This window comes from Clostridium tertium (genome assembly GCF_902652255.1).
GTDB lineage: Bacteria > Bacillota > Clostridia > Clostridiales > Clostridiaceae > Clostridium > Clostridium tertium_A.
Genome location: NZ_CACRTO010000026.1, coordinates 1 through 2,527, shown reverse-complemented (window position 1 = coordinate 2,527; position 2,527 = coordinate 1). Strand labels below are relative to the sequence as shown.

Here is a 2,527-nt window from a genome sequence, read left to right as displayed (position 1 = left end):
AAGACTATCTTTGCTATTTTTAGATTATATTATGATTATTTATACTAATATTTTAAATATGCAATATTACGCACATACAATATAGAAAACCCTCTGTTTTTTAACAGGGGGTTTATCAACAAACTGAAAATGAGATATCTTTTAGATATCTCATTTAATATTTATAAAATATTAATTATTAGAAAAAATCATATTCTTAATGAAAAAGCTAATAAGTCTACGTACTATATAGATTATTATAAGTATTACTAAACTTCTCACCTTCCGGCTAGTCGTATATAGAAGAGTAGCTTAAGATAACAATAAAAGTACAATAACTAAATTTATCTTTTAATGATTAACTATATACTATTAATATATTCTTGACATTTTTCAGTTATAACTGAAAGTATTTGAATATCTTTCTTAATATCTCCAGTTTCCATGGAATGATTGCAATCATCATATAAATATAGCTTAATTTCTTTACTATTACATTCTTCCTGTAAGTTTTCAGTATTTATCATAGGATCTTCCGCCCCTGAAAATACTAATACATCTCCATTAATAAACTGCAATGTTTCATTAACTGGGGTAAGATAAATATGTTTTATATTTTTAGGCAAACTTAATGCTATAAAACCTGCTAATATAGTTCCAATACTTTTTGATACAAATAATATAGTGTCATAATCAGACCAATCTATATCTTTAAGTACCTCTTTCGCTTTCTTTATAGCAATATCAAATGCTAGTTGCTTTTCTTTAGGCAATTCTCCATAAGTAATACTTACAATATCATAATTTTCTTTACTTAATATCTTCTTTATATAGTATAAAAGTGGTTTATCACTATTATAATTCATTCCTGGAAAAATTACTGCTAACTTTTTCATATCTAAATCCTTTCTTACTTAACATAATTTTCTATAATAGTTTATTTAATATTCTATTCACCCAAACTCTCTTATTTTATTAACATTTTACCATTTATTTATATTTAGTCCAATATTAATGTAATGAGGATATTATTCATAAATTACAATCTTACATAAAAAGAAATCCAGCGAAAGCCGAATTTCATATTATTTAGATTTATCTATTTTAATAGTCTACCTAAAATTTTTATTTTTTATTGTTAGCTTTATTTCTCTAGGATCCTTAATTTCTTCTCTAACCTCTTCATCAGCTATAAAATTTATTATTTCCCTTGGATATATATTTACAGTTAATTCTTCCTTATTATTTACACCTTTCTCGAAATTCAATTGTCTTACTGAATATCCATAGTATATACCATCTTCATCTAGACCACCTGTATCTAATCCTGTTTCTCCTTCAACATTAAAATCTTCTCCACTTATATCTATAGTAAAACCATATATAGTTGGATTATTAAGCTTAATTTTACTTTCAATTTTGTATACCACTAATAAATTATCTCCGTCAAAATCTACAGCTTCTATATTAATAATATGATTTTCTGTATGAAAGTTCTCTTTAACTACTAAGCCATTCTCTGTATATTTAATTCCTAATCCCCATTTGTTATTTAATACTTTAAGTACTGGACCAACTATAGGTATTTCTTCTGCAATGGAAGGCTTAACAAAATTAGTTCCTATCAATAATACAAAAACTAATCCCGCAGCTTTCAATATATTTTTTCTAACCTTTTTTTTACTATTGGATTCTATGTCCTTATATACCTTATCAACTTTTTCTCTTAATGAATTTGGTATCTTAATATCATCTTCACTATACATATTCTTTAAGCTTTTATCTAAATCCATAATCACATTATCTCCTTTCCATTTATACTTTCAGAAATTTTAGTTTTTGCCCTAGATAGCCTTGATTTAACAGTTCCCTCTGGAATTCCAATAATCTCTGAAACTTCACTTATCTTTAAATCTTCAAAATAAAATAATACTATAACTAGTCTTAACTCCTCTGGCAATGAATCTACGGCAATTTTCAAATCTAAATTTTCATATTTACCATTGTATTGCTCTTCTATAACCTTATCTAGACTTATACACTTCTTATTAAAGTTATAAATTTTATTACATTCATTTATAAGAATCTTTATAAGCCAAGTTTTAAATAGTTCCTCTTTTCTCAAAGTCTTAATATTGGAATATGCCTTTAAAATAGTATTTTGTATTGCATCTTCTATATCATCTTCACTACTTAAAATACCTTTTGCTACTCTATATATACTTTTAATATTTTCTTCTATTAATTTAGTAAAGGCTTTTCCATTTCCTTTCTTAGCCTTGTCTACTAAATCTAATTTATTTAACCCAAACATCTATTTCCCCCCTCATCTCTTCCTATCTATTCTTATCTATTAGATATATTTATCTAGTAAAAAGTTCATACATTTTAAAATAAAAATAATAAAAGAGGATTCCATTTTGAACCGCCCCCTGTCAAGTAGACAGGGTAAATAATATAAAATTATGCTACTAAGGTGTGGCTTCTATATTCAATAGGAGCCATACCTTTTAATTTCTTTTGTAATCTTTTTGTATTATAAAATTTT

The 2,527-nt window shown here is 25.4% G+C and carries 4 protein-coding genes; all 4 read right to left on the bottom strand.

Annotation, left to right across the window (positions count from 1 at the left end; genetic code table 11):
- Positions 1-341: 341 nt before the first annotated feature.
- Entirely contained in the window at positions 342-875 is a 534-nt protein-coding gene (locus tag GPX08_RS11560) for a hypothetical protein (RefSeq protein WP_156626972.1), read from the bottom strand.
- 216 nt (positions 876-1,091) lie between these two features.
- Positions 1,092-1,772 carry a hypothetical protein gene (locus tag GPX08_RS11555; protein ID WP_156626971.1) on the bottom strand — a complete coding sequence of 227 codons (681 nt, stop codon included), beginning with the start codon at positions 1,770-1,772 and terminating at the stop codon, positions 1,092-1,094.
- A gap of 2 nt (positions 1,773-1,774) precedes the next feature.
- Positions 1,775-2,293, bottom strand: a complete 519-nt coding sequence (locus tag GPX08_RS11550) for a sigma-70 family RNA polymerase sigma factor (RefSeq protein ID WP_156626970.1) — start codon at positions 2,291-2,293, stop codon at positions 1,775-1,777.
- Between the two features lie 149 nt (positions 2,294-2,442).
- Positions 2,443-2,527, bottom strand: an 85-nt coding sequence (locus GPX08_RS11545) for an IS3 family transposase (RefSeq protein WP_156626869.1), incomplete at its 5' end; no start/stop codon positions are given.